We start from the raw sequence: 327 nt of genomic DNA, 5'->3' as shown, positions 1-327 counted from the left end.
GTACGATTTTATATGAATCTTCCTGCGAAACTTTTCCAGGACAAAGAAATCAGACATATCAAGAGTCACAAGGACTCAAGACCCATCACACCTCAGATAAACGCCCCAACGGATTTTCCTGTTGAGACTGCTTTGGTGATTAGATTTGAACTTCACATCCAAACATATCTTATCCTTCGTCGTTCTTCCCCAAGTCAAACGATTCATACAAAGGACTGGAATATTAACCAGTAATCCATCGGTTACCCTTGCCCTTAAGACAAGGCTCACCTTAGGGTCGCCTAACCCACACACGACGAACGTGGGTGTGGAAACCTTGGATATTCG

Annotated in this window: 1 rRNA gene; it reads right to left on the bottom strand. The window is 43.7% G+C overall.

The features are described 5' to 3' along the window. Window positions 1-327, bottom strand: a 23S ribosomal RNA gene (locus ACO0K4_RS19650); the annotation flags it as partial.

This window comes from Undibacterium sp. RuTC16W, from assembly GCF_049339445.1.
Lineage (GTDB): Bacteria > Pseudomonadota > Gammaproteobacteria > Burkholderiales > Burkholderiaceae_D > Undibacterium.
Note: the sequence above shows the minus strand (reverse complement) of the source record. Positions and strands in the feature narration are given on the sequence as shown.